Genomic DNA, 11,984 nt, shown 5'->3' with positions numbered 1-11,984 from the left:
TGCTTTCCTCCATCCATCCTTCTTTTCTTCTATTTTAGTACCTTGTGACAGGCATCTTCAGCATATCTGCCAGAGCTTCCAGCTGATCCGCCGCATCATCATAAACTACCACAAAGTGTGGTTCCCAGCCATCTTTGACAGAGCATTCGATTATCTTCTGTGCACTGTCCTTTGTCTGTATCACCGTGGAAGTGCCATAGAACTGCTTCGGCTTGTCCAATGCTTTGCCTTCAGCAATGAAAAAGCGGAAGGTTCCATCCGGATTTCTGCCAATCCGGAAGATTGTGGCATATTCTGATGGCTTTATGCCAAATTCCATCGTTGGACCAATATGCCTGTTGCAATGCTCTCCAATCGCAGCACCGGTATCCTCTCTTGCCAGACTGCAGGCCGCTGTGCCGCAGTGCCAGAACGTAATCGTATTTTCTTTTTCATCCAGAGAAACCGGATCGCCAAAGAAAACCGGCTTCTGACTCAGTTTCATGCCAGCCCACATGGATAAAGCACCATAGGTATCTGCTTCGCATGCTGCGGCAACACCAAGATCATTCATCATTGCCAGCACAGCACAGACAGGTGTGCCATAGGACGTAAAGAAATCAGGCCAACACCGGGATGCCAGTGCACCAACATGGTGCTCTTTGACAAATTCATCATAGGCGCGGTACAGTCTGGCAAAATCCATCCTGTTTTTCTCAGGCGTTTTCTCCAGACCAGTCGTTCTTTCTTCGGCATCCTGCAGATAACGTTCCACATCTTTTTCACTGTACTGCTTTGCCCTGTCAATCAGCTCTCTTGCCTCAACAGCAATCTGGTGCACGCCGAACTTCTCCAGAAGATCCAGATCCAGTGCCCTGCCAAAGCCAAATCCTTCCGGTGTATGACCAATGGAAGCAATCGTCAAATGATGCATCTCATACCTGACTATGGCAGCTGCGATAACATTCTTTACGCTGCGGATGACCTGCTCTTCCTGCGGACTTCCATAAACATAGGCAAAGTTCTGTCCGGACAGCTGGCGGATCGCATTGCCAGCCGAAAAAGCCCCGGTCAAAGAATTCAGACGCAGACGGGTGCCATCAATCACCGGCTCCCGCAATGTCCAAAGCAGAATCGGCACATCATGAAATCTGTGTACCACTTCACTTGCATAAGCCGCATTGGCAAAGGTCAGATTCTGCAGAATGATCAGATCCGGATGAATGGAATCAAGATAACTGCGTAAAGAATCAATCGTTAACAGCTTTTCATCTGGTACATCTACATTGGCACAGATGCTTTTCAACAGCTTTTTTGATGCATCAAACGCCGCATCAGCACTTGGCATATGAAATGTACCAACACCAATCGGCACATATGCCGCTTCAAACTCTTTCATATCACGTTACGCTTTCTCAATTTTTCTGCAGCTTAATTCTTTGTTTTCGCCAATGAATCCCGGCCAGGCGCCCTGGTCAATCAATGGTTTCCGTTCCGGATGGGCAAGCACCCACTTGCCTCTTTTTAACAGCAGGATGCTTTCCGGATCCTCTTTGTTCAATGCTTTCTTTTCTTCGTCCGTAAGATCAGTATTCACACCTTCTGGCAGGATCACCGCTGCCCGGAATCCTGCTTCTTTAGTCCGGATTGGGGAAAGGTGCAGGGTGGTGCCATACAGTTCCACCAATGTACCCGCCGGAAAGAAGAAAGCTTTCCCCTTTGATGCATCAATCCTGTTCTCTTTGATGTCATACACATGGCCAAGGTAAAGAACCACATCATCGCAATACAGATTGACTTCGCTGACTTTGTGATATTCATAGCCATTTAATGTTGTATTGCGGCCATTGCAGTATCCTGCTTCTATCTCCATACCGCCAAAGACAGTATCCTGAATCTGGCTGATCAAAGGAAGCTGTTCCAGCTCCTGATCAGAAGGAACATAAAGATTGCCATCTTCCGGGATTGGGGTATGATGCTGCATCCACGCCATAGCAGTCTCTGTATCATAGCCTTTCAGGATGTGCACATAGCTTCGTGCTTCCTCGCTCAATCCGTCATACACTGGCAGGTCACATTTCTCGTCATACCATGAAAGCATGATTATTGTTTCTCCTGTTTGACAACTTTGTATGTGGCACAGAAGTCTTCTCTGCCATAGCCTGCCTGCATGGCCTCATCATATACCCGCACGGCATTATCTTCTCCCGGCATGGAGACATGGCACTGGCTGGCAAGATTCTGGCAGATGTGTACATCCTTGTGCATATTGGCAATAGAGAAAGCGGTTGTCCAATCGCTGCTGGCAATGGCATCTTTCTTGGAATCCAGGTAGAAGTTCTGGCCGCCGCCATAGCTGATGGCTCTGGCATATGTTTCAATATCAATGCCATTGGCTGCCGCCAGTACTGCCGTTTCATTGACGCCATTCTGAATCTGGGAGACAAGGGCATTGTGGCAGATCTTCATGACCAGTCCCTTGCCATTTCCACCCATATGAATGATATTTTCACCCATGTAGGAAAGAATAGGCAGAATCTTCTTGTAGCCTTGGTCACTGCCGCCGACATAGATGCCAAGCTTGCCGGCAATGGCAGCTGGCTTGGATTTGACAACCGGGGCATCCAGAAACTCAGCTCCGGTCTTTTTTACCATCTCAGAGATTTCTACCGATACACTTGGATCAATCGTCGACATATCAATGCATGTCTTGGTATTATTCAGCACCGGCAGGATTTCATTGTAAACAGAGCGGGAATGCTCTGACTTTGGCACCATGGAGATAAACACATCCACCTTTTCAGCCATTTCCTTGTTGGAAGTACAGGGAATGCCGCCTTCTGCGGCAAGTTTTTTCACCTTATCCGGATTCAGATCAAAAACATATACTTCATCATCATGTTTGTGAATGATGTTGGCTGCCATGGATTCTCCCATGATGCCAAGTCCTGTAAAGCCGATTTTCATAATGTATTCCTTTCTTTAAACATTGTCCCTGTGATAGAGATTTTCATATGGAATGCCGGTAACTTCCTGGCACACCTGTTTTTCATGTTCACTGATGATGCTTGTATCAAGTCCTTTGCGCCGATCCAGTTCCTTTCTGACAATCTGGAATTCCGCTTCTTTCATCGGGAACCTGCGCGTAAAGATATACGCTGCCGTCATGAGAATGCATGGCACGATGATAAAGATCGCGGCAATGCCATGCTGGGTAAAGGCAGACTGTCTTGCCCCGCTGGATGCCAGTACCTCATCATAGCCAACCATTGCCAATAGAATGCCAATGATAGCACTGGCAAGGCCGGTTGCGACCTTTCTGGCAAATGTTGCCATGGCGGATACCGTAGCCGGCCTTGATACACCGGTGATCAGCTCATCCACATCCGCCAGATCAGAGAGAATCGCATAGATTGTCGTTGTGGTACCGGCCATCGAAATGCCAATGAAGAAACTCAGGATAAGAATCATCAGGAATGACGAGCCTTCATGGCTGAAGAAAAGCAGAGCCAGAGTGGCAATGATGCGGATCGGATAGCTGACAAGCAATGGCCATTCCTTGTTTTTCTTTGTGGACATGGTGGAAAACAGAATCATGCCAAGAAACTGTGATACCAGCAATACTCCCATCAGGATAGTGAACCTGCCGCCGCCATAGGCATTGAGTACATCATCCACATAATACACAGCCAGTCCGGTGAAAAAGTCAGCCGCACCCTGTCCGCACAGGAAGATGCCGATCAACAGACGGAAACTTCTGGAACGATAGACAGAGAAGGCCTGGCGGAAGGAATCTTTCATGGATACTTTGACTGGCTGTTTCTGCTTTTCCCAGGTGCCGGCAAAGGTCAGCAGGATGACAATCAGAAACAGAATGGCGAAGACCAGTCCGACTTTGAAATACTGGCTGGCATTGGTATTATCTTTGATCATCAAAGTTGGAATCAGGCCGGCCAGGATGGAGCCAAATGCAGAGAAAGCCATGCGTACACTGGAGTAGGCAGCACGTCTGTGATAGTCATCGATCATATCCGGCAGTAAGCCGTTGTAAGGCACCATCACAATCGTAAAGCCGGTGGAAAACAGCATATACATCAGGACATAGAAGAGATACATGGCCGTATTGCTGGCATGGAATGGCACCCACATCAAGGCAAAGGTAATGGCACTGATGAAGCTGCCAATCAGAATATAGAATCGTTTTGGCCCGAATCTTGACTTAGTGCGATCGGCAATGTTGCCCATGATCGGATCCGTGACGGCATCCCACACCTTGCCAATCAAAGGAATCGTGCCGGCCAGTGCCGTGGGCATGCCAAGTGCCTTGGTCAGAAAGACGGTAAAGAATGTCGAAATGACAACAAAGGCACCACCGCCATAAATGTCCGCAAAGCCATAGGCCGCCTTGGATCTGAAACTGTCTTCAGATACGTTCTTTTTCTTCTCCTTCATTTTGTCTTACTCTCACATTTTTGAATGATACTTACCAGGCTGTCACAATCCTCAGCCTGTTTTCTGACAAATACAGGGATGGTGCCAATGGGCGCAGCGATCTCATAGATGCCGCCGCTGTATTCTCTGCCTGTGGATGCTTCAATCCAGGCATTCTTGGGCAGATAGACACTTCTTGACACGGCGCCCTTCTTTATGACTGGTGCCACAAGCAGATCATCTCCCAGCAGATATTCACTCTTTTCTTCATAAGCATAAGGTTCATCATAGTAATAGAACAATGGCTTCATCACCGGGATGCCCTGTTCTGCACAAACGTTCACCGCCTGCTTGAGATATGGCTTCAATGCCGCATGCATACAGGATGCTCTGGCAGTGGCTTTCAACAGTTCTTCATCGGTATCAAACTGCACATCATTGATGGGCTGATTGCCTTCATGCGTTCGTAACAGTGGTGAAAAAGCATTCATCTCCAGCCATCTTTCCAATAGCTCTTTATCGCGTCTCATGTTCATGATGGTTGTATAGCCGCCGGCATCTGAATGGGTGATGCCAAAGCCTGACATGGCAAGCGATAATGTGGCTGGAATCACACTTGGCAGACCGTCATCCACAGACCAGTCGACATGCTGATCACCAGTCCACATCATGTCACTGGCAGAGATGGTTCCGGTGGATCCTGCCCGCGTAAAGAAGAAGACTTCATCATGCTTTCCAGCTTCATCAATGGCTTCCTGATTCAGCTTTGCCCATAATGCCGGCCAGCGGTTATGCAGCTCTTCCGGCCTGCCTTCATGCAGCACGGCATCCATTGGCAGATATTCACCAAAGTCTGCCATCCAGCCTGACAAGCCAAGATCAATCATGTTTTTCTGAATGAGGGACTTGTACCAGTTCCAGGCATCGGGATTGGTAAAGTCGATCATCGCCGCCGGGAAGGTCGTAATTGTTACGAGATAGTCTCTGCCTTCTTTATCTTTGACACACCAGCCTCTTTCACTGGCATACTTGTACAGATCTTTTTCAATGGCCAGGAAGGGATTGATATAGCCAAGAAAGTGAATGCCTTTCTGTTTCCACTGTGCAATCTTTTCATCCAGATGCGGATAGAGTTCCTTGTCCCACTGCCAGTTCCACATCACCTGATAGCCAAACTTTGTTTTCCGGCAGCCGCACCAGTCCTGACTCCAGATGCCATTGACTTTGATCCCGGCTTTTTCCGCTTTTGCCAGCTTGTGTTCCAGAATCTCCGTGCCACCCTGCATGGCCAGAATGATGCCATCATAGATCCAGTCAGGAAGTGTGTGCTGACGGCCTAGCAGTGCGCTCTGCTTTTCTGAAAGTGAGGCAAAGCTCTCGGCAGATCCTGTGTAGAAATGAGGTACATCCTGCAGATGCAGAATGATCTCATCACTTTTACTGAAATCAAACACGGCATACTGGCTTGTGTCCACATGCACATAATATTTCCTGCTTGACACAAAGGTAGGCTGAGCATAATAGCTTTCATACTGATCAAAGGGAAGGGTATGTTCCGGATGCACACCAAGCAGTTTCTGACGGATCAGCTTCTTCATGATCCGATTGCTGTTCTGGTGTTCGGCCACAAAGATACGTACCTTTTCCCCTTTCAGATTCAGCTTGGCATACGTTTCTCCACAGCCATAGAACGCCTCATCTTCCTCACATGGCAGATGAATCACATAGCGGTTGATGCCAGAGGTATCTCCCTGAAGTACACATTCATATCTTCCACCGTTCTCTGTCACCTGCAGAGACAGAAGGCGGTCATCCGCATCATCCTGATAGGTCATGACAAAGCCGTGATCATTCTGTTCAACACCAGTGTTCTTAAGATCATGGAGCCAGTTCATCCTTGTGTGATAGCGGAAACTGCCCCGTTTCATCGTGAAATGATTCTCACCATTGCCAATCGACAGTTTTATTTGCATTAATGCCTGCATTCTGTTCATAGGATCCTCACAGATATTATTTAACTCTTTTAATTTATTTTCAGTATAGTGTGCTAATATGGTTAATGCAACCGCTTTCATTAAATTTATGCAAAGGAAAAGTGAGGTGCACTATGTACGATATTGTATGTGCAGGCATTGCGACCTGGGATACGCTGTTTTCCGGTATTCCAGAAGAACTGATGGATATAGACGGAGTAACCGCAAAGGGTTATGTCAGTGCCAGCGGCGGTGATGCCGTCAATGCCGGTATCAGTCTGGCAAGACTTGGCTGTAAAACAGCTGTCATGGGATGTGTGGGCAATGACAGTTTTGCACAGCGCATTGAAGCGGATCTGAAAGCAGCCGGGGCAGACTCGTATCTCTACAAAGGCAGCCAGATCAACACCGCTGCCCCTGTCATCCTGATCGATGAAACCGGCGAGCGCCATCTAGTCAGAGTACCTGGCAATGGCAATACACAGTTCTGCCGGGAAATGATGGATGATACTGTTCTGTTTCACACCAGACATCTGCACATTGCCAGTGTGAACATGCTGCCAAAGCTGGACGGGGCACCATTGGCAAAACTGTTTCAGCAGGCACATGAACATGGCATCACCACCAGCATGGATGCCTCCGGTGATAAATCCGGACAGTGGTTTGCAAAGATCAAAGATGTCATCCCGCATTGTGATATCTTCATTCCGTCTTTCCAGGAAGCCAGAATGTATGCTGGCAGTGACAACCTAAAAGAAATCACACATTTCTTCAGTCAGTTTCATCTGAAATACTTTGGCATCAAGCTTGGTGCAAAGGGAGTATATGTCACCGACTTCAAAGAAGAATACACACTGCCAAGCCTGTATGAAGGTATTCCGGTGGACACCACCGGTGCCGGTGATTCCTTCTTTGCAGGTTTTCTGGCCGGGTATCTGAAAGGATATAATCTGAGAAGCTGTGCTCTGATCGGTTCAGCCCAGGCAGCTTTGGTCATGAGATCCTATGGCGCCAATGTCTCTGCTGGCAATTGGAATGATGTCACGTCATTGATCACGCAAAAAGGTGAAATCATCACAAAGTAAAAGAAACAGGAGACAGCATCTGCCATCTCCTGTATCTGATACGTAATACACAAACTGTCTTATTATATTGTTACTCAGTGAGGAAACTTCCTGCGGATATACATCGCAGAGGCAAAGGCCGCGCCAAATACAGCCAGTGCCCCGCCACATACCACATACAGTCCCGTAAGCATTGTATTCACGCCTGTCTGAGGACTGACTTTGTCATCACTGTTTGTACTGGCATCATAGGAAACACTGCTCACCGGATCTGTCTTCCAGTTGGTGAAGGCATAGCCTTCCATAGCCTCTCCTGCATCCTCATATGCATCGAAGAAAATTTTTTCTCCAACATTGAGATGATACGTATTGATTTCATCAAAATCCCGATCATACAGAAACCCATCATGATCGCCACAGGTAATTATCTGGGGGCTGCCTGCTTCACTCTGTTCGGCAGCCACTTGTGCAGATGGGACCAGAAATGCTATGGCAAAAGCACATATCATGCAGGATGTATATCTTAGAATACGCATATTACTCCTTTCTTGATAAATCAGCTTTTTCATTTTAGGAAGGCCGGTGCAATTCCAACAGTACGAATCTGACTGTCTTTTGTGCATAATCAGTCATTGACAAAACAGTTGAACAGGACAGATCAGACAATCTGCCCTGTTTTGATCAAATCAATGTTTCTTCAGCAGATACATGGCAGCACAGGCGGCTGTCACAGAACCTATTAACAATTCAGAGAAGCCAAGCGCATTGGTGCCAACACCCGTCTTTGCACTCGTTCTGCTACTGTCTGCATTGGTATTTGTAACAGTTGTCTTTGCTTCACTTGTGGAATCTGCTGTTTTTGCTGTATCTGCAGTATTTCCTGTTGTTTCAGAGACAGCAGTGTTTGATCCTGTGGTTTCAGTCTTCTGACTGTCAGAGCCTGTTGAAGAATCTTTGCTTTGATCATCAGCAGCCGGTGCTTTTTCCCAGCCTGCATACAGAGTCATATCAGCTGTGATTGTCTTTGTATCATCTGAGAAATCATACAGTGTTGTGCACTCTGGATCTGTATACCAGCCTGTAAATACGTAACCATCTGCAGTTGGATTTGTCTCTGGAGCCGCAACAGTCGTGTTGTACGTCACATTGTACTTCTTATAGGCATCGGTATCACCAACGCCGTTATATCTGAAGGTCACAATCGGATTGACCATGAAGTCACCGTTGAAGGCATATGTACGGCCGAGGCGATATTTGTCTATATCATCAAAGTACTGATATCCATAGAACACAGTTGATGCATCATTTTCGATGTCACTATCGATGATTGTTTCCCCGGCACTGTCACCTGTAATGGAAAGTGAGGTATCGGACAGATCCTCAGCCGTCATGATGTCGCGATAATCTGACCTTGTCATTGTTATTGAAGAGTTGTATGTACGAGTAATATGGTCCATGGTTATCGAATGTTTATATTTCGACATGGCCGCGTCTGTTCCATCCGGATCCGCCTGATTAATCAGAGCATCCTCCGCATAAACAAATCCAAAATACAGCGAGTAGTCTTCTGTAAAACCATTGCTTTCATAATGAAGAACATAGGGACCTGACTTGAATCTGCTCGTGTCGTTCTGGTTGATATAGTAGGTTTTAAGCTCTGTATTACTGTCTCCTGAAGTATCTACCGACAGCCAATCCTCCAGGTCATATTCAATTGTCTGAGGATCACTCACTTCACTCTGCTCTGCGTGCACCTGTGCGGCTGGTACAAGGAAACACAGGGATGCTGCACCTAACGCACAGGCAGCGTATCTTACAATTCGCATATCTTTCATCCTCTGATGGCAGTCTGCTGCCATCTCTTTCTAAGTGATGTCATTGTACGAATGATACGTAATGTGTTTCAGTGCCGTTTTTGCCAGATTGCTGCCAGAATCAGTGCTTGACAAACTCTGTGAACATCCAATTTTCTTAAGATACGGAAAAAGGCAGAGCAGGAAATTCCTGTTCTGTCCGATCATTCATGTTGCTTCACCAGCAAGACTGCTGAGTGCATGTATGATCATTGCTGCGGGATGTCAATGACATCCACTGCTCTGCCAGCAGAAAGAGATATATTTCTTCTGCTTTCGTTATTAGCTAAAGCATAGTTCATGGCATCTGCTGCCGTCTTCACTCTTCTTTTGGCAAAGAATGGTGCGAAGATTGTTTTTGTACTGGCACCCGTCTCGATATCCAGATAGGTTGGAACACCTGCAATGATGTCACTGATGCCGATCAGAAGTAAAATGATGCCAAGAAGCGAAGAACTGTCGGCAAGCAGATCAGAGCCAATGCCGGCAAGAATGATGCCAAAAATGATACTCTTCAAACGGATGCCTGTTCTGACCGAGACCGAGGAGACATTGCTCATGGGAATGGTCTGTCTGTTGGTACCGGCTGGAAGAAAGCCAAGAACCGTATTCCGTGTTTCTATTTTCGTGACCTGGTTATCTACCTCGATATGTCCCTTGATCCAGAAAAACAATGGAGAAATGGGAAAATCAAATACAACTGCCATACGTTTCAGTCTCCTTTCCTTTAAATGACAAAGCTGGAAATAGTGGAACAGATCTGTTTGATATCTACACGTGACTTGAAGTCAAACTGCAGCTGTGCACCATTTGCATATGCAAGCGTCAGCTCTATGTCGATATCCAGAACACCTGCTGTTTCCACACCAAAGAACTGCACCTTGGAATAGGGATAGGAAAAATAAGAAGTCTTCTTGCCAGTGATTCCCTGTACATTGACAACAATAATTCTCTTGTTGGTAAACAGCACCTGATCTCTGACGGTCTGGAATGCCTGAATAACCTGTTCACCATTCACCAGAAACATGGATACTTCCTGGCGCACCTGGCCAAGAGAAATTTCTTTCAGATTAAAACGGTTGGCATCTCCCAGGATGCCTGTCGATACATTTGCCATTAAACATGTCCTCTCGTTACAACAGTTATTGTAAAGATGGAAGGAAGCGTACAAAAGCACCGCTGATAGCCTTGCATCGGCGTAATTGGCAATTGACAAATATAGCTGTTAAGGCATATCTGGCGGACAATGGCGGCCCCTGACAATAGAGAAACTCTTCATCTTTTGTTATGGTTCTTTTGGATCACCAGTGCGGTGGCGGTTGACACCTCCAGGATGCACACACACGAGTAACGAGAAATGATGTCATCTCGTTAAAGATTCCCGGCATTGGAGGAGTGCTTATGAGTGATTATGAAATTCTCAGTATCATTTTGGGAATATTATCTTTGCTTGTGGCTGTTGCGACGATAGCTTATAAAGCTGGACGAAACAACAAAAAATGACCGCCTGCGTTCGAAGTAAAGCGGTCATCGCTACACGGAGGGCCAGCCGTCACCGGTGGCCCTTTTCCATGACTATTGTAACACAGAATCAGATCAATTTATGGCAAAGGCCAAAGTAAAATGGCCTCAGCATTCTCACCAAGGCCATTCTCTATGGGGGATATCTCAAAACAGCTGGGGGTGCTGCTTTGGATATTACGCTTACATCTACATAATAATGAAGCCGGAAATGATTTCAAGATGAAAATGATTATTTCATGCGTTGATTTCATCATTCATGCATGTTTTTCAGAAAAGCAACTGTACCAATAGCATATAACACACCGTCCCACCGGCAATGGACAATAACATCTGCCGTTTCCAAAGATGCAGTGCTATGGTGACACCAATGGCAATCAGTTCCGGAATGCCATATGACCCTGAGATAAATGAAACATTGCGCAGGCAGTCATGAATGGCACGGCGGGAAAAATTGTGGCAGAGAAAGTGAAACTGGCAGCCCAGGCAAATGCCATCTTTAACAGCATCTTCCCTTCCTCTTTTTCATACCATCCTTTAAGTTTTTACCGCTGGCTCCCGATTTCTTCCAAAGAACCGGGTGATGTCATTGAAAAGAAGCTGCTGCAGAATGGACTGCGCGTCTATCACTCAGACCGCTTTCTGGCTGGGCCAAGAGATGAACAGTGCTATCTGCGCATTGCCTTGTCCACTGCCGCAAACACAGATCAACTGCACAATGGTCTGACCAGACTGAAAGCAGTACTGGCAGATATGCAATGATGATTTGAAGAAGAACGCAATCTGGTCTAGACTGAAGACAGGAGTACTTATGCATACAACATTGAAAATCATGATCGCAGCCAGTGTGACAGTTCTTTGCGGCTGCTCGTCTTCATCCGCTGTTTCACCTTCTCCTTCTTCAGAACCCACTGCTTCATCCAGTCCTGTCGTTTCTGCAGCACCATATGTGCTTCCTTCTGCTTCACCTGCCACTGTTTCCACATCACTTGTTAAAAGCTGGTCCAGCCAGGAGATCGAAGATGGCAGCACGCACACATTACAGACACCGGTGATTGCGGATGTTACTAGCACAGACAATCAGATCACCATCGCCTGGAATCCTGTATCCGGGGCATCAAAGTATGATGTGTCCTGGGGCAGAGCAGATTATCTGACAAGTG

General features: G+C 46.7%; 13 protein-coding genes. 3 read left to right on the top strand and 10 right to left on the bottom strand.

All coding sequences use genetic code 11. The features are described 5' to 3' along the window. Positions 1-34: 34 nt before the first annotated feature. The 5 genes from SOI44_RS06745 to SOI44_RS06725 are packed head-to-tail and all read right to left on the bottom strand — an operon-like array spanning position 35 to position 6,383. Entirely contained in the window at positions 35-1,378 is a 1,344-nt protein-coding gene (locus SOI44_RS06745) for a hypothetical protein (RefSeq protein WP_331348450.1), read from the bottom strand. A 6-nt stretch (positions 1,379-1,384) separates the two neighbouring features. Continuing rightward, positions 1,385-2,080: a DUF4867 family protein gene (locus tag SOI44_RS06740; RefSeq protein WP_331348449.1), complete on the bottom strand. Its 696-nt coding sequence runs from the start codon at positions 2,078-2,080 to the stop codon at positions 1,385-1,387. Between the two features lie 2 nt (positions 2,081-2,082). Beyond that, positions 2,083-2,946: an NAD(P)-dependent oxidoreductase gene (locus tag SOI44_RS06735; protein ID WP_331348448.1), complete on the bottom strand. Its 864-nt coding sequence runs from the start codon at positions 2,944-2,946 to the stop codon at positions 2,083-2,085. 15 nt (positions 2,947-2,961) lie between these two features. Continuing rightward, entirely contained in the window at positions 2,962-4,431 is a 1,470-nt protein-coding gene (locus tag SOI44_RS06730) for an MFS transporter (protein WP_331348447.1), read from the bottom strand. After that, positions 4,428-6,383 carry an alpha-glucosidase gene (locus SOI44_RS06725; protein WP_331348446.1) on the bottom strand — a complete coding sequence of 652 codons (1,956 nt, stop codon included), beginning with the start codon at positions 6,381-6,383 and terminating at the stop codon, positions 4,428-4,430. The genes SOI44_RS06730 and SOI44_RS06725 overlap by 4 nt, the downstream gene beginning before the upstream one ends. A 134-nt stretch (positions 6,384-6,517) precedes the next feature. Here SOI44_RS06725 and SOI44_RS06720 point away from each other — a divergent pair, with 134 nt between their 5' ends. Beyond that, positions 6,518-7,468, top strand: coding sequence for a carbohydrate kinase family protein (locus SOI44_RS06720; RefSeq protein WP_331348445.1), 951 nt, complete (start codon positions 6,518-6,520; stop codon positions 7,466-7,468). A 74-nt stretch (positions 7,469-7,542) separates the two neighbouring features. Here SOI44_RS06720 and SOI44_RS06715 read toward each other — a convergent pair whose 3' ends face one another. From SOI44_RS06715 to SOI44_RS10410, 5 genes are all read right to left on the bottom strand, one after another. Next, the gene (locus tag SOI44_RS06715) at positions 7,543-7,983 is read right to left on the bottom strand and encodes a hypothetical protein (protein WP_331348444.1); all 441 of its coding nucleotides are present in this window, start codon (positions 7,981-7,983) and stop codon (positions 7,543-7,545) included. 150 nt (positions 7,984-8,133) lie between these two features. Beyond that, positions 8,134-9,273 carry an InlB B-repeat-containing protein gene (locus SOI44_RS06710; RefSeq protein WP_331348443.1) on the bottom strand — a complete coding sequence of 380 codons (1,140 nt, stop codon included), beginning with the start codon at positions 9,271-9,273 and terminating at the stop codon, positions 8,134-8,136. 236 nt (positions 9,274-9,509) lie between these two features. After that, the gene (locus SOI44_RS06705; RefSeq protein ID WP_331348442.1) at positions 9,510-10,007 is read right to left on the bottom strand and encodes a hypothetical protein; all 498 of its coding nucleotides are present in this window, start codon (positions 10,005-10,007) and stop codon (positions 9,510-9,512) included. 20 nt (positions 10,008-10,027) lie between these two features. Continuing rightward, positions 10,028-10,417 carry a PH domain-containing protein gene (locus SOI44_RS06700; RefSeq protein WP_331348441.1) on the bottom strand — a complete coding sequence of 130 codons (390 nt, stop codon included), beginning with the start codon at positions 10,415-10,417 and terminating at the stop codon, positions 10,028-10,030. A 674-nt stretch (positions 10,418-11,091) separates the two neighbouring features. Then, the gene (locus tag SOI44_RS10410; RefSeq protein ID WP_442914583.1) at positions 11,092-11,247 is read right to left on the bottom strand and encodes a branched-chain amino acid transporter permease; all 156 of its coding nucleotides are present in this window, start codon (positions 11,245-11,247) and stop codon (positions 11,092-11,094) included. A gap of 6 nt (positions 11,248-11,253) precedes the next feature. Here SOI44_RS10410 and SOI44_RS06695 point away from each other — a divergent pair, with 6 nt between their 5' ends. Continuing rightward, a complete protein-coding gene (locus SOI44_RS06695) occupies positions 11,254-11,583 on the top strand; it encodes a hypothetical protein (protein WP_331348440.1) in 330 nt (109 codons plus the stop codon). Positions 11,584-11,632: 49 nt separating this feature from the next. Beyond that, the coding region (locus tag SOI44_RS06690; protein WP_331348439.1) for a hypothetical protein at positions 11,633-11,984 on the top strand (352 nt) is incomplete at its 3' end.

Source organism: Lactimicrobium sp. (assembly GCF_036453465.1).
GTDB lineage: Bacteria > Bacillota_I > Bacilli_A > Erysipelotrichales > Erysipelotrichaceae > Bulleidia.
The sequence above is the reverse complement of the archived record's forward strand: the minus strand, read 5'-3'. Positions and strand labels throughout refer to the sequence as shown.

What these genes read in the sequence shown, in the direction of transcription:
- SOI44_RS06745 (WP_331348450.1), bottom strand. Translation starts at nt 1,378, where the DNA reads ATGAAAGAGTTTGAAGCGGCATATGTGCCGATTGGTGTTGGTACATTT.
- SOI44_RS06740 (WP_331348449.1), bottom strand. Translation starts at nt 2,080, where the DNA reads ATGCTTTCATGGTATGACGAGAAATGTGACCTGCCAGTGTATGACGGA.
- SOI44_RS06735 (WP_331348448.1), bottom strand. Translation starts at nt 2,946, where the DNA reads ATGAAAATCGGCTTTACAGGACTTGGCATCATGGGAGAATCCATGGCA.
- SOI44_RS06730 (WP_331348447.1), bottom strand. Translation starts at nt 4,431, where the DNA reads ATGAAGGAGAAGAAAAAGAACGTATCTGAAGACAGTTTCAGATCCAAG.
- SOI44_RS06725 (WP_331348446.1), bottom strand. Translation starts at nt 6,383, where the DNA reads ATGCAAATAAAACTGTCGATTGGCAATGGTGAGAATCATTTCACGATG.
- SOI44_RS06720 (WP_331348445.1), top strand. Translation starts at nt 6,518, where the DNA reads ATGTACGATATTGTATGTGCAGGCATTGCGACCTGGGATACGCTGTTT.
- SOI44_RS06715 (WP_331348444.1), bottom strand. Translation starts at nt 7,983, where the DNA reads ATGCGTATTCTAAGATATACATCCTGCATGATATGTGCTTTTGCCATA.
- SOI44_RS06710 (WP_331348443.1), bottom strand. Translation starts at nt 9,273, where the DNA reads ATGCGAATTGTAAGATACGCTGCCTGTGCGTTAGGTGCAGCATCCCTG.
- SOI44_RS06705 (WP_331348442.1), bottom strand. Translation starts at nt 10,007, where the DNA reads ATGGCAGTTGTATTTGATTTTCCCATTTCTCCATTGTTTTTCTGGATC.
- SOI44_RS06700 (WP_331348441.1), bottom strand. Translation starts at nt 10,417, where the DNA reads ATGGCAAATGTATCGACAGGCATCCTGGGAGATGCCAACCGTTTTAAT.
- SOI44_RS06695 (WP_331348440.1), top strand. Translation starts at nt 11,254, where the DNA reads ATGAATGGCACGGCGGGAAAAATTGTGGCAGAGAAAGTGAAACTGGCA.